This is a genomic window from Sphingomonas faeni (genome assembly GCF_040407495.1).
GTDB classification, from domain to species: Bacteria; Pseudomonadota; Alphaproteobacteria; order Sphingomonadales; family Sphingomonadaceae; genus Sphingomonas; species Sphingomonas faeni_D.
Genome location: NZ_JAPZPP010000003.1, coordinates 16,056 through 36,529 on the forward strand (window position 1 = coordinate 16,056; position 20,474 = coordinate 36,529).

The 20,474-nt window shown below is 66.8% G+C and carries 17 protein-coding genes; 5 read left to right on the top strand and 12 right to left on the bottom strand.

Translation table 11 applies throughout. The annotated features are described in order from the left end of the window. Nucleotides 1-67 precede the first annotated feature (67 nt). Together mgtE and O6W96_RS09995 are read left to right on the top strand one after the other, a co-directional pair. Complete coding sequence (mgtE, locus tag O6W96_RS09990) at nucleotides 68-1,477, top strand: magnesium transporter (protein ID WP_353469419.1); 1,410 nt, start codon at nucleotides 68-70, stop codon at nucleotides 1,475-1,477. Between the two features lie 31 nt (nucleotides 1,478-1,508). After that, complete coding sequence (locus O6W96_RS09995) at nucleotides 1,509-1,913, top strand: DUF1489 family protein (RefSeq protein WP_056053914.1); 405 nt, start codon at nucleotides 1,509-1,511, stop codon at nucleotides 1,911-1,913. Between the two features lie 163 nt (nucleotides 1,914-2,076). On the opposite strand, the gene O6W96_RS10000 is transcribed toward O6W96_RS09995, so the two are convergent. The 9 genes from O6W96_RS10000 to O6W96_RS10040 all read right to left on the bottom strand — a co-directional run bounded on the left by O6W96_RS10000 (nucleotide 2,077) and on the right by O6W96_RS10040 (nucleotide 9,952). Beyond that, the gene (locus O6W96_RS10000) at nucleotides 2,077-2,817 is read right to left on the bottom strand and encodes a GIN domain-containing protein (RefSeq protein WP_353469420.1); all 741 of its coding nucleotides are present in this window, start codon (nucleotides 2,815-2,817) and stop codon (nucleotides 2,077-2,079) included. A gap of 49 nt (nucleotides 2,818-2,866) precedes the next feature. After that, nucleotides 2,867-3,604: a head GIN domain-containing protein gene (locus O6W96_RS10005; RefSeq protein ID WP_353469421.1), complete on the bottom strand. Its 738-nt coding sequence runs from the start codon at nucleotides 3,602-3,604 to the stop codon at nucleotides 2,867-2,869. Nucleotides 3,605-3,726: 122 nt separating this feature from the next. Next, the gene (locus tag O6W96_RS10010) at nucleotides 3,727-4,056 is read right to left on the bottom strand and encodes a Rap1a/Tai family immunity protein (protein ID WP_353469422.1); all 330 of its coding nucleotides are present in this window, start codon (nucleotides 4,054-4,056) and stop codon (nucleotides 3,727-3,729) included. Nucleotides 4,057-4,080: 24 nt separating this feature from the next. Next, on the bottom strand, nucleotides 4,081-4,818 hold the full coding sequence (locus O6W96_RS10015) for a hypothetical protein (protein ID WP_353469423.1): 738 nt from the start codon (nucleotides 4,816-4,818) through the stop codon (nucleotides 4,081-4,083). 132 nt (nucleotides 4,819-4,950) lie between these two features. Beyond that, entirely contained in the window at nucleotides 4,951-5,262 is a 312-nt protein-coding gene (locus O6W96_RS10020; protein ID WP_353469424.1) for a hypothetical protein, read from the bottom strand. A gap of 565 nt (nucleotides 5,263-5,827) precedes the next feature. Next, nucleotides 5,828-6,361 carry a CarD family transcriptional regulator gene (locus O6W96_RS10025; RefSeq protein WP_056053923.1) on the bottom strand — a complete coding sequence of 178 codons (534 nt, stop codon included), beginning with the start codon at nucleotides 6,359-6,361 and terminating at the stop codon, nucleotides 5,828-5,830. Nucleotides 6,362-6,563: 202 nt separating this feature from the next. Next, a complete protein-coding gene (gene fdxA / locus O6W96_RS10030) occupies nucleotides 6,564-6,905 on the bottom strand; it encodes a ferredoxin FdxA (protein WP_031393648.1) in 342 nt (113 codons plus the stop codon). 253 nt (nucleotides 6,906-7,158) lie between these two features. Next, a complete protein-coding gene (locus tag O6W96_RS10035; RefSeq protein ID WP_353469425.1) occupies nucleotides 7,159-7,500 on the bottom strand; it encodes an RNA-binding S4 domain-containing protein in 342 nt (113 codons plus the stop codon). Continuing rightward, nucleotides 7,460-9,952 (bottom strand): helicase-related protein, encoded by a 2,493-nt coding sequence (locus O6W96_RS10040; protein WP_353469426.1) that lies wholly within the window; start codon nucleotides 9,950-9,952, stop codon nucleotides 7,460-7,462. Before O6W96_RS10040 ends, O6W96_RS10035 begins: the two co-directional genes overlap by 41 nt. A gap of 198 nt (nucleotides 9,953-10,150) precedes the next feature. Between O6W96_RS10040 and O6W96_RS10045 the strand changes: the two genes are divergently transcribed. Continuing rightward, nucleotides 10,151-11,644: a M23 family metallopeptidase gene (locus tag O6W96_RS10045; RefSeq protein ID WP_353469427.1), complete on the top strand. Its 1,494-nt coding sequence runs from the start codon at nucleotides 10,151-10,153 to the stop codon at nucleotides 11,642-11,644. A gap of 20 nt (nucleotides 11,645-11,664) precedes the next feature. Here the strand turns inward: O6W96_RS10045 and O6W96_RS10050 are convergent, their stop codons facing one another. The 3 genes from O6W96_RS10050 to O6W96_RS10060 are packed head-to-tail and all read right to left on the bottom strand — an operon-like array spanning nucleotide 11,665 to nucleotide 16,665. Beyond that, nucleotides 11,665-12,849 (bottom strand): histidine-type phosphatase, encoded by a 1,185-nt coding sequence (locus O6W96_RS10050; protein WP_353469428.1) that lies wholly within the window; start codon nucleotides 12,847-12,849, stop codon nucleotides 11,665-11,667. A 1-nt stretch (nucleotide 12,850) separates the two neighbouring features. After that, nucleotides 12,851-13,975 carry a Ca2+-dependent phosphoinositide-specific phospholipase C gene (locus O6W96_RS10055; protein WP_353469429.1) on the bottom strand — a complete coding sequence of 375 codons (1,125 nt, stop codon included), beginning with the start codon at nucleotides 13,973-13,975 and terminating at the stop codon, nucleotides 12,851-12,853. Beyond that, nucleotides 13,975-16,665: a TonB-dependent receptor gene (locus tag O6W96_RS10060; protein ID WP_353469430.1), complete on the bottom strand. Its 2,691-nt coding sequence runs from the start codon at nucleotides 16,663-16,665 to the stop codon at nucleotides 13,975-13,977. The genes O6W96_RS10055 and O6W96_RS10060 overlap by 1 nt, the downstream gene beginning before the upstream one ends. A 213-nt stretch (nucleotides 16,666-16,878) precedes the next feature. Here O6W96_RS10060 and O6W96_RS10065 point away from each other — a divergent pair, with 213 nt between their 5' ends. Both O6W96_RS10065 and O6W96_RS10070 read left to right on the top strand, forming a co-directional pair. Next, nucleotides 16,879-17,862, top strand: a complete 984-nt coding sequence (locus O6W96_RS10065; RefSeq protein ID WP_353469431.1) for a LacI family DNA-binding transcriptional regulator — start codon at nucleotides 16,879-16,881, stop codon at nucleotides 17,860-17,862. 97 nt (nucleotides 17,863-17,959) lie between these two features. Next, nucleotides 17,960-20,458: a TonB-dependent receptor domain-containing protein gene (locus O6W96_RS10070; protein WP_353469432.1), complete on the top strand. Its 2,499-nt coding sequence runs from the start codon at nucleotides 17,960-17,962 to the stop codon at nucleotides 20,456-20,458. Nucleotides 20,459-20,474 lie beyond the last annotated feature (16 nt).

Sequence of the window (20,474 nt, forward strand, 5' to 3'; positions counted from 1 at the left end):
GCGCTGACTGGCAAATGCCCGCGCACCGCGTTAGGGCCCAGACGCGCATCTTTTAAGGGAGGCAGCCATGAGCGAACTCGAGCTTCCCGAGGTCGAAACCGACACCCAGCCCGAAAACCAGCTCGATCGCGACGACCATCTGCGGCCAGAATTCGTCCGCGCCGTGCTCGATGCGGTCGAGGACGGCAACGACGAGGCCGCGCGCGCGCTGGTCGAGCCGCTGCACCCGGCCGACATCGCCGATCTGTTCGAGCTGACCCCGCAGGAGGATCGCGCGGCCCTCGCACGTGCGGTCACCGACCTGCTCGGCGGCGACGTGTTCGCCGAGATGAACGATTACGTCCGCGAGGATTTGATCGACGCGCTCGAGCCGCACCAGGTCGCCGATCTCGCCTCCGAACTCGATACCGACGATGCCGTCGCGATCATCGAGGACATGGACGAGGACGAACAGCGCGCGGTGCTGCGTGCGCTGGATCCGGACGATCGCGCGGCGATCGAGGAGGCGCTGAGTTACGCCGAGGAGTCCGCCGGTCGCCTGATGCAGCGCGAGCTGATCGCGGTGCCCGAGCATTGGACCGTCGGCGACGCGATCGATTACCTGCGCGGTCATGAGGAACTGACGACCGATTTCTGGGAAATCTTCGTCGTCGATCCCGCGCACAAGCCGATCGGCACATGCCAGCTGTCGTGGATGCTGCGCACCCCGCGCGGGATCGCGATCGCCGACGTGATGAAGCGCGAGCAGACGCTGATCCCGGTCGACATGGACCAGGAAGAAGTCGCGCTGCGCTTCCAGAAATACGCGTTGATCTCGGCGGCGGTGGTCGATCATGGCGGTCGGCTGGTCGGGATGATCACGGTCGACGACATCGTCCACATCATCTCGGAAGAAGCAGGCGAGGATACGCTGCGTCTGGCCGGCGCCGGCGACGGCGACATCAACGAGCCGATCCGGCTGACCGTGCGGACGCGGTTCACGTGGCTGGTGGTCAATCTCGGCACCGCAATGGTCGCGTCGTCGGTGGTCGGCCTGTTCCAGGGGACGATCGCGAGCTTCGCGCTGCTTGCGGTATTGATGCCGATCGTCTCGGGGATGGGCGGCAATGCGGGGACTCAGACGCTGGCGGTGGTGGTGCGTGCGCTCGCGACCAACCAGCTGACGAGTTCGAATACCGCGCGGATGATCGGGCGTGAGTTCCGCATCGCCGCGGCGAATGGCGTGATGCTGGGCACGCTGATCGGACTCGGGACGTATGTCATTTTCCGAAACACCGACCTGTCGTTGGTCATCGCCGCGGCAATGCTGGTGAATAACATCACCGCGGGGCTCAGCGGCGTGCTGGTGCCGGTGACGCTCGACAAGTTCCGGATCGATCCGGCGGTGTCGTCCGCGGTGTTCGTGACCACGATGACTGACACGATGGGGTTCTTCTCGTTCCTCGGGCTCGCCAGTCTTTGGGGTCTGCACGGTTGATCGTCGGTCTTTAGGCCCCATTTCCAACGCCATGCCGCTCCACCTCACCAAAGTCGCGTTCGGCGCGGAAAGCGTCGACCATCTTGCCGAGCGGCTCCGCCTGCGCGGCGAGGAGGGGCCGGTGTTCCTCACCACGCGCTATCTGCCCAAGCGGCATGAAGAGGTCGCGGGTCAGGGGTCGATGTTCTGGATCCTCAAGCACCAGCTGATCGCCCGCTCGCCGATTCTTGGTTTCGGTGAGGCCGAAGAGGGGCGCGTCGCGATCCACATCGATCCGAAGCTGGTGCTGGTCCAGGCGCGACCCAAGCGCGCGCATCAGGGATGGCGCTATCTGGAAGGCGCCGATGCCCCGCTCGATCTGGGTGGCGACGCGACCGGGCTGGACGTGATGCCGCCGGCGTTGATGACGAAGCTAGCCGAGCTTGCGCTGATCTGAGGCGTATCTGCCGCCTTCCCCGTCATTCCGGCGAAAGCTTCGTCTCCCCCGTTCGACGTGTGTCGCGTGCCACTTGAGATACCCCAGCTTTCGTTGGGGTGATGGGTTTAGGGGGAGCAGCGGCATCTACCGGAAACCGCATGCGTTTCCGGAGAGCAGACTTTCAGGGCGCAGAAACGCCAGCCCCTCTTGTTCCACAAACCACCGGCCCGCCGGCCGCGGCATCCACTCGGCATTTCGCATTGCCGGTTACCGTCACGCTTCCCAGCCCGCTGTTCGTCACCTGCGCGGTATAGCGCGCTGCGGCCTTCGTCTCCCCTACCCCGTCGAGGTGCACCGTCAGGTCGTCGACCACCAGACCCGACGCATCGATCGCCCCCGGCCCGCTTGTCACGAGTCGCGCCCGCGCGGCACGGCCGGCGAGCGTCATCTGGCCGGTGCCGATCAGCGTCGCGTTCAGCTGGTCGGTATCGGCCGCGATCAGCGCCAGGCTGGCGTTGCCGGTGACCGTGACGTCGACGCGCATCCCGCGCATCTTCGCGATCGTCAGCCGCCCGCCCGCCGCGACGCTTGCCGAGGTCAACCCGGGTGTCGAGAGCGTCACGAGGATCGGCCCGGCCCCGCCCCTGCCGCTGCTGCTACCACCGCCGCGCGGTTGCTCGCCCCAGCCGCCGGTACCCTTGCGCACCGATAGCGTCGTCCCGTCCACGCGGACCGCCACGCTTTCGGCGATGCTGGGATCGCCGGTGATCGTCGCGCGCGGCGAGCCGATCGTGACGCGCACCTCGAAGGGTCCCTCGACCCGGACCCGGTCGAAGCTGCCGACCGAAACCGTTCGACTCGTCGCGACCGACTGGCCGGATGCAGGCGACGACAGGAGCAGCACGGCGAGCAGATATCTCATGCGCGCGACCGTCGCCGTATCTCCGTCCGCGCGCAAGTCCGACCGCGGTTCACCGCCCGCAGCGGACGTTCCCCGAGCCCATCTTCGAGATCGTGCAGCGTGAGTTCGGGCCGAGATCGACATCGCCCGAACCCATCAGGTCGACCTTTGCCGCGCCGTTAACCACCGCGCGCGCGCTCCCCGAACCGGCGATCTCGACGGTCGCGGATTGCGCCTGCAGCTTCGTGCCGTCGACATCGCCCGATCCCGCGATCTCGATCTTCAGATCGCGCGCGATGCCGCTCGCCCGCGCGTTGCCGGATCCCGCGATCGAGAATTTCGCGTCGTCGACCTGGATTGCGGCAATGTCGAGGTTGCCCGATCCCGCCACCCCGCCCTTGAACCCGCCGCCCTCGACGCGATCCACCGCCATGTTGCCCGATCCCGAGACGTTCGCATCGGTCAGCCGCGGCAGGGTGACGTACACCTTCACCTTCGCGCCCTTGCTCCAGCCGAAGCTCGCGCCGTTCTTGCGACCGATGTTCAGCGTGTTGCCATCGCGTTCGATGCGCAGGCGATCGAGTTGCTCGCTCGGTCCCTCGGCTCGGATCGAAAAGCCGGTACCGACGCGGACGTCGACATCATCCGAACCGCGCAGGTCGATGCCGTTGAACCCTGCCACCTGGAAGGTGCGGGTTGTCCCCGACCCCGACCCCGCCGCCGCAGCGCCGGAATTATCGCCGTCGCCGTTCCAGGCGAACGAACATGCCGCGAGAGGAATGATCAGCCCGAGCGCAAGAAAGTTCATCGCATCCTCCTGTGTATTGTTTTAGCAATACACCTGAACTTCAGTGCGACAAAGCGAAATCGCGCGCGCCGCCGCAGTTGCAAATCCTTCGCCGAACGGTCAACTGGAACGTGTTGGTCGCTCTATTTGCGCTTGCAGGGATAGGCGTCGCGCAACGCATCGCGGACGACGAAGGACGGTGCGCCGGTTCCGGTCTTCTTCGCGCGCGCGCGCATGTATCTGCGCACCGTGGCGGCGACCTCTATGTTCGAGGCGCGGGCCGGCAGCGGGCAGATGCCGCCCGACAGCGATAAGGCATCGAACTCGCCAAGGATGTAGCCGGTGCAGAAATTGGCGGTCGGATCGCTGTCCTTGCCTTCGCAATATTCAAGCAGCTGCTGGGTCGTCAGCGAACTCACCACGACCGGTCGATCGGGCGCCGCAGACAGGGCGGCAAGCATCAGCAGAATCATGACGTTCCCTTCGGGCCGGGCATTCTAGCTGGCGACCCCAGCGCCGACATAGGGCAGCAGGCGCACGCGGGGGAAGACGTCGTCGAGCGATTTGGTGTCGGGCAGGATGTAGACGATGCCGCCCTTCTTCTGGAACACCGGCGTCAGCTTGCCGGTGTAGAATTTGGTGCCGACGTTGATGCAGCCGAAGCTGATCCGGTTGTCGTCGGGGGTCGGCGACAACAGCCGCTCGATGCGGTGCTCGCTCTTGTGCGTGGTGATCACCGCATGGAGCGCGACCGAGTTGGCATAATCGACCCAGATCACGCGCTGATGCCCGAAGGCACGCCCGAATTTGCTGACGAATCGTCCCGCCGGGGTGGTGCGTTCGGCAGGACCGATGTCGGCAAGGTCCTTCGCCCCTACCCCAGGGGAAGAATCATCTCCGATCCCGACGCCAAGCAATACCGGCGTCTGGCCGAGAAACTCGCCCTTCGCGCTGAACAGGAGGAGCGACGCGGCCGGCTTGTCGATCACGACATAGGGCAGGCCCTTATTGTCATGCTCGGCCGCGATCCACGCGAGCATACGGGTCGCTGGTTCGGACTGCGGGGGGAGCAGCAACGGCGGCGCCACCACGGCAACGGCCTTCGCCTTGCCCTTGGCCCGCGAGCGCGCCGTAACCTTGGCCGCGCGCGCCTTGGTCGCACTCGGGGCAACCTTGGTCGGAGCCGCCGACGCCGGTGCAACCAGCGCCAGCGCTACCCCGACGGTCGCCGCCATACGACAAGCGTGACGAAACAGCCCTGTGGACCTGACGCCCCGGATCAAGATGCCCCGGATCAAGATGCCCTGGATCAAGATAGGCGTGTCCAACAGGGCCGTCCGTCGATGCAAGCGCGTGCGAAGATAGACTTAGCCGCGCGGCTTGCGCTGGCGCTGCTTCGCCTGCTGCTGGACCTGCTGGTCGATGCCGTCGACGCGGCCGGTCAGCTGATCGATGCGCTGTCCGTTCTGCTGCGACTGGCCGGCGGCGGCCTGTGCCTGGGCGAGTGCCTGGCCGGACGTGCCTTCGACGGTGCGCAGGCGGCCGTCCATGCCGTCGATCCGCGTGTTCACCACCGCGATCTGATCGCGGACGAAGCCCTTGGTGGCGCAACCGCTAAGGCCGATACCGGCGATAAGGATCAGGGCGACCGTCGGGTATTTCGGGAGATTCGTACGCATAGACTTAACCTTTCCAAACATGGATGGCGTCAGTCAGCGGAGAGTCGGCGGAATAACAATCGATATCCGGCGAGACGTTCGCTCCGTGCGGCGAGAGTTGGCCAGCGATGGAGCCTGCGATTGAATTTGAGGCGTAACGAGACTGCCGGTCGCTTTCTTGATGTATGGCAAGGTTACGTTCAGATTTGCGGAACCGAGAACGTATATTGCAACGGATACTTGCAATAGTTGCACACCCCCACTTGCGCCACCCCGGCGAAGGCCGGGCCCAATTGGGAAAGCTGGGGTAACGGAGCGCTGCCTTAAGTTGGCGACGTCCTCCAATTGGGCCCCGGCCTCCGCCGGGGTGGCAGGAGAGGTACGGCGCAATCCTCCCCCGCCAGGGGGAGGTGGCTGGCGCTTGCCAGACGGAGGGGGCGGAAAGGCTAACCTCTGTTCCGCGCCCTCCCCCTCCGTCACCTTCGGCGACACCTCCCCCTTGCGGGGGAGGATCGCTGAGTTCGGTGCAAACGAAAAAGGGCGGCCCCGCAGGACCGCCCTTTCGTTTCGGCAAAGCGCCCGGCAGTTAAGCCGGCACCTTGTCCTTGTTGTAGATCGCGGCCGCGGCGCGGAGAATGTCGAGGATCTTCTCCTGCGCCTTGGGCTCGTCGAGCTCTTCCATCGCCGCCAGTTCGCGCGCGAGACGGCTGGTCGCGCCTTCGAAGATCTGGCGCTCCGAATAGCTCTGCTCGGGCTGGTCGTCGGCACGGAACAGATCGCGGACCACTTCGGCGATCGACACGAGATCGCCCGAGTTGATCTTCGCTTCATATTCCTGCGCACGGCGCGACCACATGGTGCGCTTGACCTTGGGCTTGCCCTTGAGCGTGTCCATCGCCTCGCGCATCGTCTTGTCGGACGACAGCTTGCGCATGCCGACGCTTTCGGCCTTGTTGGTCGGCACGCGGAGCGTCATGCGCTCCTTCTCGAACCGGAGGACGTAGAGTTCCAGTGTCATGCCGGCGATTTCCGAGCGCTGGAGCTCGATCACACGGCCGACTCCGTGCTTGGGATAAACGACGAAATCACCGACATCGAAGGACAGTGCCTTGGCAGCCATTTGGGGCCTTTCCGGATCAAGCCTCGCCGCGACGCCTCGACGAAGGACTCGTCGCTGCTGCATCGGGGGAGGGATAGGTCTACACGTCAAGCGGATGACGTGAATCATCGCGCCCGTCGCGGACCCATCTAGCAGCTTTGCAACAAAATTACCAGCCGAACGTGGCAGGCGGCTTGCCCTTTTCGGGATTCGCCGCCTCTTATCAGTCGCCTGCGCCGGGTTCGGGCGAGAAATACTTGTCGAACTTGCCCTCGACGCCCTTCATGGCGTCGGCATCCGGCGGCGTCTGGTTGTCGTTGCGCGTGACGTTGGGCCATTGCGCCGAGAACGTCGTGTTCAGCTCGAGCCACTGCTCCAGCCCGCTCTCGGTGTCGGGCAGGATCGCTTCGGCGGGGCATTCGGGCTCGCACACGCCGCAGTCGATGCACTCGCTGGGATTGATCACCAGCATGTTCTCGCCTTCGTAGAAGCAGTCGACCGGGCACACTTCCACGCAGTCCATGTACTTGCAGCGGATGCAGGCATCGGTGACGACGTAGGTCATTGCAGAACTCCTGGGCCGGATTCCTTTCCGGCGACGAACGCGCCAGCGACTATGCGCGCCTGCCCCTCGCGTCAATCATAGCAAGCCTTCTGCGAGACGTTATCAGGCTTTGTCGCTCCGATCACACCCTGCCCAACCCCTCCTCCGTCATCCTGACGAAAGTCAGGACCCAGGATACCAAGGGCAGCGTCTCGTGGCTCTGGGTCCTGACTTTCGTCAGGATGACGGCGGCCGCTCGTGTGAGCCTTGTCGGTCACTCGGAAGCCGGATCGCGGACGGTACCGGCCGGCGTCTTCCCCGCGATCAAATCCTGATAGCACCCTTGCGCCTCGGGCGCCGGCCCGCGCCGCGCCGGCAGCGCCTCCACCCGGATCACCCGCACCCGGTCCTCCACCGCAAACGTCAGCACATTACCCACCCGCACCGGACAATGCGCACGATCGATCGGGCGTCCATCGATCCGCAGATGCCCCTTCTCCGCAATCGTCTGCGCGGCGCTGCGCGTTTTTGCGAGCCGCACGAACCACAGGAACCGATCGATCCGCATCGCGCCTTCAACCATGGCCGACCAGTGCGGCAAGTCCGGCAAACGCATTCTGCCGCGAAGGATCGATCGGCGTCGGCGCGACGGCGCGCGCGGGCGGGCGTCCACGCCAGACCCACCTCGGCCTGTCCCCCGCCAAAGCCTTGAACCCGAGCTCCGCCATCAACCGCTCCAGCGACGCCGGGTCGAGCCCGATCGACGTCGCCAGCGCCGGATCGGGCGCGAACGGCGTCCGTCCCTGCCGCGAGTCGTGCGCCGCCCGCGCGATCCGCTCGATCAGGTCGACGCGCACCGCTTGCAGCCCCAGCGGGCGGAACCCCGCCTCCAGCACAGCGCCCTCGCTGCCCCGCGCCAACACCGTCGCGCCCTCGCGCGGTGCCGCGATGATCGCCCCGCGCGCGACCGCCAGCACCCGCCGCCAGCGCGCGGCCTCGGGCTTCGTCAGCCGCGGATCGAACAGATCGAGCGCACCGATGGTAATCCCGATCTTGCGCAGCCACTTCCGCTCGTCGGCGTCGATCGCGTCGAGCGACAATCGCAACGGCAGCCGCGGCACGATCCCGCCCGCCGCCTCCATCGTACTCGCGACGATCCGCAACGCCGACGTCGCCGCGGGATCGCGACTGGCCTCGGCGAGCTTGACCAGAACCCCGAGTCGCCGGTCGAGCATCGTGCCAAGCCAGCGCGCCAGCCGTGCCTCGATCCGCTCCCGCGCAGCCTTGTCGAGGCAGTCGAGCGAGCGATCGAGGATCAGCTTCGGCCGCGCGAACGACGGTCCCGCGCCAAGCTTGGCGACCGGATGCCCCGCCCAGATAACCTGCGCCGCATCGTCGAGCGCGATATCGGCGTCCAGCGCATCGACCAGCGACTGCCCGCGCCGCGACCGCTCGCCGGTCAGCCGCTTTTCAGCCGCCGCCAGCAGCAACCGCTTGTCGCTCGCCCGCGCATCAGCCGCGACCGTAAACCGGAACCCGTCGAGCCGACCGATCGGATGATCCTCGACCATCACCTCGCCCTCGGGCCCGATCACCACCGGCAACGCGCCTGCATCCGCACCGATCTGACGCATCAGCGCAGTCGTGCGCTTGTCGACGAACCGCTGCGTCAGGCTCGCATGCAGCGCATCCGACAGGCGCTCCTCCAGCGCCGCCGTCCGCGCCGCCCAAAGCGTCGGCTCGGCCAGCCAGTCGGCGCGCTGCGCGATATACGCCCAGATCCGCGTCGCCGCGATCCGCCCCGCGATCACCGGCACATCGCCCGCCACCGTATCGAGCCGCGCGATCTCGTCGGCGAACCACTGGTGCGGGATATGCCCGCGGCCTTCGCTCAGATGCCCGAACACCCGCGACACAAACCGCGCATGCGGATCGAGACCGACTTTCCGGAAATCGGGCAAACCACACGCCGCCCACAACCGCGCGACCATCGCCGGGTGCCGCGCCCGCTCGCGCACCCAGCCCTCCTCGGCCAGCCGCTTCAACACCCCGAGATCGAGGGCTTGCGGCGCGGCGCGCAGGACGCCCGCAGGCGGCCGCGCCTCCAAACTCGCCACCAGCGCATCGATACTGGAAAAATCAGGCTCGCCCTGCCGCCAGTACAGGTTCTCGAGTCGCGGAAACCGATGCTCCTCGATCGCCAGCACTTCCTCGGGCAGGAACGCGCCCGGACCATCGTCCGACAGCGCGCCGAACGTGCCGTCGCGCTGATGCCGCCCGGCGCGGCCCGCGATCTGCGCCATCTCCGCCACCGTCAGGCGCCGCTGGCGCTTGCCGTCGAATTTGTTGAGGCTGGCGAACGCGACATGCGCGACGTCCATGTTGAGCCCCATCCCGATCGCGTCGGTCGCGACCAGATAATCGACCTCGCCCGCCTGGAACATCGCCACCTGCGCGTTGCGGGTGCGCGGCGACAAGGCCCCCATCACCACCGCCGCACCACCGCGAAGACGCCGCAGCATCTCGGCGACCGCGTACACCTCCTCCGCCGAGAACGCGACGATCGCCGAGCGCTTCGGCAACCGGCTGATCTTCTTCGCGCCGGCATAGGTCAGAGTCGAGAAGCGCGGTCGATTGACGATCTCCGCGCCGGGGACGAGCTTCTTGATCATCGGCCGCAAGGCTTCCGAGCCAAGGATCATCGTCTCCTCCCGCCCCCGCGCGCGCATCAGGCGATCGGTAAACACGTGCCCGCGCTCCGGGTCGGCCCCCAGCTGCGCCTCGTCCAGTCCGACGAACGCGACGTCGCGATCGGGCATCGATTCGGCGGTACACAGGAACCAGCGCGCGTCGGGCGGCACGATCTTCTCTTCGCCAGTGACCAGCGCAACCCGGTTCGCGCCCTTGATCGCGACCACGCGGTCATAGACCTCGCGGGCGAGCAGGCGCAGCGGAAAGCCGATCATGCCGCTGGAGTGTGCGCACATCCGCTCGATCGCGAGGTGCGTCTTGCCGGTGTTGGTCGGGCCGAGAACCGCCGTGACCAAGTCGTTCGCGCCGTCGTTCATCGCCGCAACATCGGGGGTAAAGCGTGGCGGCGCAATGACCTGCAACGAGTTTCATCGGCATTAACGATTTGTCGTCACGCGGGCACACCTCGCCGCAATCGGAGCGGGGCGTACACATCGGTTAATTTGACTTTAGCAGGTTGCGACCACAACCACCGCCTGACGCCGGGGGGACCGGCACTATCGGGGCGGGCCTGCGTGTATCTTCGTAACGATCAGGGTTTCGAACTCGCGAGCGCTGCGCCTGGGTTCGGCCGCGCGCTCGCACCGCCGCCGCCCCAGCCGACGCGCGCGGACCTGTTGCGCGAGCGAGCGACGCGGATCGACTGGGTGCCCGATCTCGGTGCGCGGATCGGCAGCCTCGACTGGTGGCGCGGCCTCGTCACCTGCACCGCGCTGTGTGCCGCGACCTGGATGCTGTCGCCCGGCATGCGGCCGCTGGTCGGCGCGGTGCCGACCCCGCTCGCCGGCGCCGAGTGGGAGGAAACGCGCGCGCAAGGCATAGCGCCGCTGGCACAGGGCGCGACGACCGGGCGGCGGATGGCGGCGAACGATCTCGTCGCGCCGCTCGCGGACGTACCCGAACGCCCGACGCTCGAACTGTCCGCGACGCTGGGCCAGGGCGACGCGTTCGACCGGGCACTGATCCGCGCCGGCGTCGGCCGTAACGATGCCGAGGCCGCCGCCGCGCTCGTCGCACAGTCCGTCGATCCCAAAGCCATCCCCGCCGGCACACGGATCGCGCTCACCCTCGGACGCCGGCCGGACCGCACCGTTGCGCGGCCGCTGGAGCAACTCGATGTCCGCGCGCGGTTCGATCTCGCGCTGTCGTTGACGCGCGGTGCGGGCGGACTGACCGTGAACCGCAAGCCGATCGCGGTCGACTCGACGCCGTTGCGGATCCAGGGCCTCGTCGGTTCCAGCCTCTACCGGTCCACCCGCGCCGCCGGCGTACCCGCAAAGGCGGTCGAGTCGTTCATCAAGGCGATCTCGACACGGCTGTCGATCGGCCGCGACGTCACCGCCGCCGACCGGTTCGACCTCATCGTCGAACGCGAGCGTGCCGCCACCGGCGAGACGCGGATCGGCGACCTGCTGTTCGCCGGGATCGACCAGGGCCGCCGCGCGGTGCAACTCGTACGGTTCGCCCCCGACGCGGCGAACGTCGACGACGAGACCAGCCGCGGCGGCTGGTTCGACGCCAACGGCCAGACCGAGCGCCGCGCCGTCTCGGGCATGCCGGTGATCGGGCGGATCACCTCGAGCTTCGGGCTCAGGATGCACCCGCTGCTGGGCTTCACCCGCATGCACAAGGGGCTCGACATCGGTGCGCCCTACGGCTCGCCGATCCACGCGATGACCGACGGCGTGGTCGCGTTCGCCGGGCGGACCGGCGGCTATGGCAATTTCGTCAAGCTCGTGCACGGCGGCGGGATGGCGAGCGGCTATGGCCATATGAGCCGAATCGCGGTGAGCTCGGGCACGCGCGTGCGCGCCGGCCAGGTGATCGGCTATGTCGGCTCCACGGGCATGTCGACCGGGCCGCATCTGCACTGGGAAGTGTGGAAGAACGGCGGCGCGATCAATCCGCGCTCGGTCTCGTTCGCGAGCGTCGCGCAACTGTCCGGCGAGAAATTGCGCGCGTTCAAGGCGAAGGTCGCGCAGTTGCTCGCCGTTCGGGTCGGCGGGTAGCGTCCGACCCGCCCGGATGATCAGTTCCAGATCGGAGCGAGGTGCCGTTCGAGCGACCGGGTGAAGATCGCCGCCGGGCAGAGTGTCCTTGCACAGCCAGCCATCCGCAGCGGCGTGATCGTCACGCGACGCCCGCCGGCACGCAGGACCTCGGGCGACTGCGTGCGATAGGATACCCGCACGGAAATCTGCCCGGTACGCGTGTCGCGAAGCCGTTCGAACAACAGCGCGCCGCCGGGCGGGACGTCGTTGGTCGCATAGCCCGGCGTGACGAGATCGACCCCGAGTGCAGCCGCCAGCGCGGCGACGTTGGTGTCGTGGCCCATCAGCACGTCGAGCCGCGGACCGTCGTTGAGCGACTGGATCACGCGCCGCCCGATCACCGACGACTGGTGCGCCGCCATGTAGGGCGGCTTGGCGAACACCGCGAACAAGGCCGCATGCAGCGCCCCGAGCCGCTTCAACGTCGCGGCGTCGGCGCGTCCCCAGCCGACGTCGCGCGCCGGCAGGCCTTCGAGATACTGCAGCAGCAAGACCTGCGCGACGCCCGACGTGCCGCGGATCGCCCCTTCGAGCGTGATGCCGTGACCATCGTCATCGGACACGATTCGCGCCGGTCCCGATGGTACGCATCTCCCTCCGCAGCGGAGCACGCGGTCGAGGTCGGCGATCGCGTCGCGGTGCCGGCGGACGAGCGCCGGCATGCCGCCGGTCGCGCGGTCGATATCGGCGATCGCCTTGGCCGCGTCGAACGCGGTCGCATGCGCGCGCAGCGGTTCGAACATCGGATCGACCACGCCGGGCGCCCGGTGCTCGACGCGCAGACCGCAACCAGGCGCGAAGCCCTGCGCATAGGCGTCGCCACTGGCGATCGTGCGGTCCGAACTGTTGCTGGCGATCCGTATCGTCCCCTCGCGTGGACATCCCTTCGCAGCAAACAGCCCGCGTGCCGCAAGCCATTTGCGGTCCTCCGCGGCGACGATCTCCAGCGCTCGAACGCCGTGCGGTGTCACGCGGCTGTCGGCGACGGCCCATCGCGGCCAGGGCGCTGCGGTGCGCGTGCCGTCGGGCACCTCCCCCGGCAGTGGTGCGCGAATGCCGTGCCGCATCACCAGCACCGCGCGTTCGGTCACGAGACGGGCGCGCACCGGCACCGCCGCGCCGCTGACGATCGCCAGCCCGACCAGAAGTTTCGTCAAGCGCATCTCAGGGTTCCATCGTGCAGGGCGCCGCGACCAGCACCGGATTGCACCGCGCCATCGCTCCACCGGGCAGCGTCACCGCGAACCCGAACCCCTGCGGGTCGGGGGCGCCCGGATAATAGTCGGTGCTGACCGCCTGCGCGCCGCTGTCCGCTGCCGCCTTCGCCTTGGTCATGTCGTGCGTGCGCGCTTCGACCGTATTGGCGTCGGTCCGCGTCCGGACGATCACGCCGGCCTTCACCCAGTCGCGGATGCGGGCGCCGTCGACCAGCGGATCCTGGACGATCTGGATCGCGCTTTCGGGCTCGCCGTCGGGATACCAGCCGAACATCGCCCGGCCCCGCAACGACGGATGACCCGCGCGATAAACGTTCGAGACCGCCGAGCGGACGTCGAACAGGACGTAGATCCGCCCACGCGCAGCCTCCAGCGTCGGCCAGCCCTTGCCGTGCACGGCGGCCGCCAACGTCTTGGCCTTGCCGCGAACCTCGTCCGGCACGATCAGCCGCCGCCCCGGTATCGCCTGTCGGATTTCACGGTCGAGCGAGTCGAGCAGCGCGGCATCGTCGAGCGGCAGCGGTGCTGCGACCTGCGCAGAGGCCCGCGTATCGGCGGCGTTGATCGTGATCATGATCGGCAGGTGACGCGGGTGCGCGCGCGACCAGGCATTCACCTCGCCGAGGCAGCGCTGCAACGTCACGCAGGTCGAGATATAGTCGATGTCGGGAACGTGAAACACCTTGTACCCCGGCCGCAGCATCGCCGCGCGATCGAACGCGGTCGTCTCCCCCGCCGCCCGTGCGATCCGCTCGCCCTTCGGATCGGCATAGCGCCCGCCTTTCGGATCGGCGAAGATATCGATCTCCAGCTGCCGCACGCCGCGATCGAGCTGCGCGGTCAGCGGCAGATGATAATAATCGAGCCCAGCCGCGGTCTTCGGATCCCGCCGTCGCAGCTCGGCCATCACCGCATCGGGGATCTTCGCCTTGAAGCTGTTGTGCGAGCCGACGACCTGGACGTCGTTCATCCGCGCCGGCCCCTGCCCCGGTGCACGATCGGGTCTGGCGGCCTGGGTCGAGCCACCGATCGACAGACCGACCAACAGCGCTACGCGTACGAAGGTCCGCATCAAAATTCTGCCCGCACGCCGAACAACACGGTCCGGCCCCAATAGTTGATCTCGCCGAAGCGGTTCTCGTCGTCGTTATACGTGTAGAGATGCGCACCCGACAGGTTGATCGCCTCCAGGCTGAACGTCACCCGGTCGCTCGCCTTGACCGAGATATTGCCGTCGAGCGATCCGAACGGCGCGGTGTAGACCGGCGCCTGCGTCGTGCTGCCGGTGCCCGACAGATACCGGTCGCGCCAGACGTACGACAGCCGCGTCGAGATCGGTCCCTTCTCGTAGAAGCCGGTGATGTTGGCGCTGTTCTTCGACAACCCGATCAGTTCGTCGCGGATCGGTCGCGCGCCCGCGGTGTAGCGCGCCTTGACCGAGGTGTGCGTATAGGATGCCTGCACGCCGAGACCGTCGAACGGCGCCGGCAGGAAGGTGAAGACCTGGTTGTACGCCGCCTCGACGCCGTACACCTTGGCATCGCCGCCATTGACCTGCGTCGACAGCAACACCGTGCCGCGACCGGGGATGTCGATATTGACGTTCTGCTGCGTGATATAGTCGTCCATCGCCTTGTAGAATACCGCGCCCGTCAGCGACCCCGCGCGGTTGAAATACCATTCGAGCGATCCGTCGAACTGCGTGGCCAGGAACGGCACCAGCTGCGGATTGCCGCCGCTCGCGGTCGGCGCGTCGGTCGACACGGTGATCCGCGGCGCGCTGTCGGTGACGTTCGGGCGGGTCAGCACGCGGCTCGCGGCAAGGCGCCCGATCAGGTCGTGCGTCAGTTCGGCGCGCAGGTTGAAGCTCGGCAGCCAGTTGTTGAACGTCTTGGGGAAGCTCGCCGGCGTCGCAACGCTACCCGTCGTGAGCGTGCCGCTCGCGACCTGATCGGTGTGGACATAGCGCACGCCCAGATTGCCGGTGACCGGCACCGCGCCGACGTCGAAGCCGTAGTCGGCACGGGCATACGCGCCCCAGATCTTCTCCTTCACGACGAACGACGAGCGCAGGTCGCCTGCGGTCAGCGGCGAATTTTGCACCGCGGGGGTGAAGAACGCGTCGAGATAGGCCTGCGTGACGGGCACCAGGAATGTACGCACCGTGTTGCCCGAGACGCCCTTCAGGAAATCGTCGTACGGCAGTTGCTCGTAGGCGCCCGACCCGAGGCTCGACAGCGGCGTGTTGGCAGCCGGATTGACGTTGAAGTCGCGGCGGAAATAGTCGCGCTTGCGCCAGTGATATTCGCCGCCCGCCGCCAGCTTGGTGATGAACCCGTCGAAATCATGCGACAGGTCGGCGCGGGTGTAGAAATCCCAGTCCTTGCTGTCCTTGGGCGCGATGTTGAACTGGTACAGCTGGTAATTGGCCGGGTTGGTCGCATCGGTCGTGGTCGTGAAGGTCGGGATCGTCTTGTAGCCGGCCGACGCGTCATAGGTCAGCGGCGCGAAGAAGATCGCGCGGCTGCGAACCGTGCCCTCGTCGTAGTTCGGGTGATAGCTGTGCGCGCTCGACCAGTTCACCGCACCCGACGCATGCCAGGCATCCGAATCCCAGGTCTGGCGCAGGCCGATGTTAAGCAGGTCGTGGCGGTTGAGGCTGTATTCGCGCGATGCCATGAAGCGCACGTCGTTGATCGTCGCGCCGACGACCGTATCGCCGTCGAGCTTGACGCTGCCGGGGACGATCACCGGGCGATGCCCCGCGACGCTTGCGTCGTCGGGATAGATGTCGAGACCGAATTCGTCATAGGCGACGTCGAGCCGGGTCGCGAGAATGTCGAGCGTCGTCAGAAACTCGGGGCTCGGCCGCCATTGCGCGGAGACCATGCCCGAGATGCGCTTGCGATCTTCGGTCTCGATCGTCGGCCGCGTGCGAGTCGGCGTGTAGAGCCCGGTCGCGAGACCGCCCGACGCGGGCGCGGTGAACTTGTCCAGGTTCCAGCCGAAGTTCAGGAAGCGGTCGTTGCGCACCGCCTTCTGCCAATATTGCGCGCCGGCCAGGATGCCGAACGTGCCGCTGGCGTTGGTCGCGCTGGTGATCACCGTCGCGTTCGGCTTCACCTTGTCGGTCTGGCTCGTATAGGTGCCGCGCAGGTTGACCGTGGTCTTGGTGCCGACGTCGAGCGGGTGGAACGTCTTCACGTCGATGTTCCCGCCCAGCGCACCCTCGGTCATGTTCGCGGTCGGCGTCTTGACGACGTCGATGCTCGAGGTGAATTCGGCGGGAAGCATCTCGAAGCGGAACTGGCGACCGTTCGCGCCGCCATTCTCGATCATGTCGTTGAGCGCGACCGTGCTGCCGTTGAGCAGCGTGCTCTGGAACTGCGGCCCGAGCCCGCGGACGCTGACGTACAGCCCCTCGCCGCGCGGCCGGGTGATCGTCACGCCGGGGATCATCTGCAGCGCCTCGGCGACGTTCTGCGTCGGGAACTTGCCGATGTCGGTCGAGCTGATCGAGTCGACGCCGTAATCGGCGCGGCGCTTCGTCTCGGTCGCGGCGCGCAGGCTGCGCGCGTAACTGCCGGTGACGACGATCTCGCCGTTTTCGTCGGTGCCGGTGGCTGTCGCACCAGTCTTGTCGGACGCGACTGTGCTCGTCGGCTTCACACCATCGACGCGGTCCTGTGCCTGCGCGGCAACGCCGCCCGATACTAGGATCAGCGATCCCGATGCCCGAAGCAGGCTCTTCAACATACGCATTGCAATAAGGTCCCCGGTGGCACCGCTGCCACGTCGGCGCCCTAGGTATCGTCCGCGTCATTTCAGCGAACGCTCCGCGACACTCCTGTTACATAGGGCCGGGTCGGGACAGAAAAGCGTGCAGATCGATACGACGCGCATGCAATTGCCGCCCGCAGGCGTCGACTGTACGACGTGGGCAGGTACCGCGACGACGAGGACTTTCCCATCGCAATGAAACTCGCCGATCTGGCCGTGCTCGCCGGCGTTTCGACCGCGACCGTATCGCGTGCGCTGGCAGGGCATAGCTCCGTCAATGCCAAGACGCAGGCGCGGATCCTGGCTCTAGCACGCGAGCATGACGTGCGGCCCAACCAGCTCGCACGCAATCTGCGGCTGAAGAGTACGGGCGCGATCGGGCTGGTCCTGCCGCTCGGGCACGCGCGGACGCAGCATCTGACCGATCCGTTCTTCCTGTCGCTGCTCGGCTTCCTCGCCGACCTGCTGGTCGAGCGCGGCTACGACATCCTGTTGTCGCGCGTCATTCCCGATGCCGACGACTGGCTTGAGCGACTGGTCGACAGTGGCCGGATCGACGGCTTGCTGCTGGTCGGCCAGTCGGACCAGTTCGCGGCGATCGAGCGGGTCGCGCAACGCTATCGTCCGCTGGTGGTGTGGGGCGCGCACCGGGAGGGCCAGCATCATCTGACGATCGGCTCGGACAATTTCGCGGGCGGTGCGATGGCGGCGAAACACCTGATCGCGCAAGGGCGCACACGGCTGTTGTTCGTCGGCGACCCTGCCCCGCCCGAGTTCGCAGACCGGCTGGCCGGATTCGCCGCGGCCGCCGCCGAGGCCGGGCTGTCGTGCGAAGTGCTGGCAACGCCGATGATGCCTGAAATGGTGCATGCGGCCATGGCCGGGCGGCTCGCTGAAAGTCGCGTTCCCGACGCGATCTTCGCCGCGTCCGACGTCGCCGCGATGAGCGTGCTGCGCGCACTGACCGAGGCCGGGATCGACATTCCCGGGACCACGGCCGTCATTGGCTATGACGACGTGACGCTCGCCGCACATACCTCGCCGTCGCTGACGACGATCCGCCAGGACCTTGAGATCGGGACCGAACTGATGGTCGACCGACTGCTGAAGCGGATCGCCGGCGAGCCGACCGAGTCCGCGATCGTTCCGCCTGTGCTCATTACGAGACAGTCCGCCTGATTTTCGCAATCGATTGCAAGATCCGTGTTGAAATCGATTGCGAAGAGCGTAGGAGGCGGCCTTGGGCTTCTCAGAAAGCCGTCGCAGGGAGGATCGCATGAAAGTTCGTCACGCATTGCTGGCTGGCATCGCCGCCGCGTCGTTCGCCACCGCAGGCGCCGCACAAACCGCACCGCAGGCTGATCCGCAGGTCGACGCTGCCGCTCCCGCCGCAGATGCGCCGCAGGACGATATCGTCGTGACCGCGGTCGCGCGCGGCACGAACAAGCTCAACACATCGATCACCACCAGCTCGATCACGTCGGATGCGCTGGTCCAGCTCGCGCCGCGCACCTCGGGTGAACTTCTCCGCAACCTCCCCGGCATCCGGGTCGAGGCATCGGGCGGCGACGGCAATGCCAACATCTCGGTCCGCGGCCTGCCGGTCGCATCGGGTGGCTCGAAGTTCCTCCAGTTGCAGGAAGATGGCCTGCCGATCCTCGAATTCGGCGACATCACGTTCGGCAACGCAGACAATTTTCTGCGCGCCGATTTCAACGTGCGGACGATCGAGTCGGTTCGCGGCGGTTCCGCCTCTACCTTCGCGTCGAACTCGCCCGGCGGCGTCATCAATTTCATCTCGAAAACCGGTGATCAGGAAGGCGGTGCGTTCCAGCTGACCAGCGGGCTCGACTACCGTGAATTCCGCGTCGATTTCGACCAGGGCGGCAAGCTGTCCGATACGCTGACCTATCATTTCGGCGGCTTCTACCGGATCGGTGACGGCCAGCGCGAAGTCGGCTTCGACGGCGTCAAGGGCGGCCAGTTCAAGGCGAACATCACCAAGTCGTTCGGCGACGGCGGCTATGTCCGCCTGTACGGCAAGTATCTCGACGACCGCGCGATCGGCTATTTGCCGAACCCGGTGCAGGTGACCGGCACGAACAGCGACCCAACCTACAGCAACATCACCAACTTCTCGATCAACAACGGCACGCTGCACAGCGCCGACATCCGCACCGTCCAGACGCTCGACGGTAACAACCAGCTCGTCACGCGCTCGATCCGCGATGGCCAGCACCCAGTGGTCTATTCGGCGGGTCTGGAGACGCAGATCCCGGTCGCGGACGGCTGGAACATCGTCGAGCGGTTCCGCTATTCGGATATCTCGGGCGGCTTCACCTCGCCCTTCCCATCGGCCGTCGGTTCGGCGCAGACGATTGCCAACGGTATCGGCGGCGCAGGGTCGCAGCTGTTCTACGCGAGCGGACCGCAGACCGGTCAGCGGATCACCAATCCCGCGTCGCTCAACGGCAACGGCCTGCTCGCCAACGTCGTGCTGTTCGACGTCGACCTGAAGAGCCTCAACAACATCACCAACGACATCCGCCTCAACGGCTCGGTGCCGGTGGGTACCGGAACGCTGGCGATCACCGGCGGCTTCTACGCCTCGCGTCAGGACATCAAGAGCGACTGGCTGTGGAACTCGTTCGTCCAGACCGTCGCCGATGACGGCCGCTCGCAGCTGGTCGACATCCGCACTGCAGCCGGCGTTCCGGTCACGCAGAACGGCACGCCGGGCTACTCGGCATTCGGCTTCGGCAATTGCTGCCGCCGGTCATACGATCTCGACTACACGACCTACGCACCGTTCGCGCAGCTCGGTCTGGAGATCGGTCGGTTCAACATCGACGGTTCGCTGCGTTACGATTTCGGTCGGGCACGCGGCAGCGTTGCCGGCGCCGATCTCGGTGCAGGCTTCGGCAGCGGCATCACGACCTTCGACATCAACGGCGACGGCGTGATCTCGGCCGCCGAGCGCCAGGTCGCGGTGATCCCGAACCGCCGCTCGCCGCTCGACTACAACTATGATTACCTGTCCTACTCGGGCGGCGCGAACTTCCGCCTGACCGACAGCACCGCGATCTTCGGTCGCTACAGCCGCGGCGGTCGCGCCAATGCCGATCGCCTGTTGTTCGGCCCGTCGATCAACACGACCACCGGCGGCCTGACCGACGAGGGCGCGGCAGTCGATTTCGTCCGCCAGCTCGAAGGCGGCTTCAAGTTCCGCCAGAACGGCCTGTCGCTTTACGCCACCGGCTTCTGGGCACGCACCGAGGAGCAGAATTTCGAGGCGACGACGCAGCGCTTCTTCAATCGCCAATATGAAGCGAAGGGCGTCGAGCTCGAGGGTCGGATCGCACGCGGACCGTTCTCGCTGTCGGCGGGCGGCACCTACACCGATGCCGAGATCACCAAGGACGTGCTCAACCCCGCTGTCGAGGGCAATCGCCCGCGTCGCCAGGCCAAGTTCATCTTCCAGGCGACCCCGCAGGTCGATGTCGGCCGGCTCACCGTCGGCGCGAACGTGATCGGCACCACCGACAGCTTCGCGCAGGACAACAACGTCCTCAAGATGCCGGGCTACACGCAGGTCAACGCGTTCGTGTCGGTGCATCCGACCGAGAACGTCACGCTGTCGGTCAACGGCAACAATCTGTTCGACGTGAAGGGCATCACCGAAGCCGAGGAGGGCGCGATCCCGACCAACGGCATCGTCCGCGCGCGCTCGATCACCGGCCGGACGATCTCCGCCGCGGTCCGCGTCGGCTTCTGATCGGGCGGGTGAGCGT